We start from the raw sequence: 827 nt of genomic DNA, 5'->3' as shown, positions 1-827 counted from the left end.
TTCCTTGACGCCCGGCACGGTGGTGAACTCGTGCAGAACGCCGTCGACACGGATGGACGTGACCGCCGCACCCGGGATCGAGGAGAGGAGCGTACGGCGCAGAGAGTTGCCGAGTGTGTAGCCGAAACCGGGCTCCAGCGGCTCGATCACGAACCGCGAGCGGAACTCGTCGACGACTTCTTCGGTCAGGGACGGACGCTGAGCAATCAGCACGGGGTGTTGCCTCCAGTGGTTTGGCGCCCGCTATGTGACGCCGTAGACACGATGAAGGGTACGGGCGATACGAACGATACGGGCTCCGAAGAGGCCGAGCCGCCCGACTCCAGCCCATCGGGAAGGCGGCCATCGCAGATGTGACCTCGGGGTCCTGCACTTGGTGAGGCCGGTGATCCAGGGGCTGCAGCCCTGAACCGGGGTGAAGGAATCCGTGTTCACCAGGGCTCGCAGCGCGGGCGGGCAGCGTCCTTGGCGTTGTGAGAACCGCGGCGCTGGGACCTCGAAGAGCCCTCTCGGCGTCGCCCACCCGACGGAAACCTGGGCCGTCACATTCGCCAGTCGGCGCATGGACGTGGGCCGCATATCCACACCGTGGCGTCCAGCCACGGGGCGTGCTCTTCGCGGATGATGCCGGTGTCCTCGACCTATGACGTCGCCACCGGCGGGGACGGTGATCGAGCCGGGCCGGTCACGGGTGGTCCACGCGTCAGGACGGGAGTCCGCCGCCTCGCCCCGTTGAAGGGGTTGCAGGATGTTTCGCGACGAGTACGGCGCCCCAGTGAGAGGTGTGCAAGCTGAAGTTGCTGGTCACGGGGCTGGTGTGCGTGGGC

Annotated in this window: 1 pseudogene; it reads right to left on the bottom strand. The window is 67.1% G+C overall.

Annotated elements, in window-relative coordinates:
• Positions 1-213: pseudogene (locus tag RB628_RS40970) on the bottom strand (DNA-directed RNA polymerase subunit alpha); the annotation flags it as partial.
• Between the last annotated feature and the right edge of the window lie 614 nt (positions 214-827).

This window comes from Streptomyces sp. ADMS (genome assembly GCF_033441795.1).
GTDB lineage: Bacteria > Actinomycetota > Actinomycetes > Streptomycetales > Streptomycetaceae > Streptomyces.
Note: the sequence above shows the minus strand (reverse complement) of the source record. Positions and strands in the feature narration are given on the sequence as shown.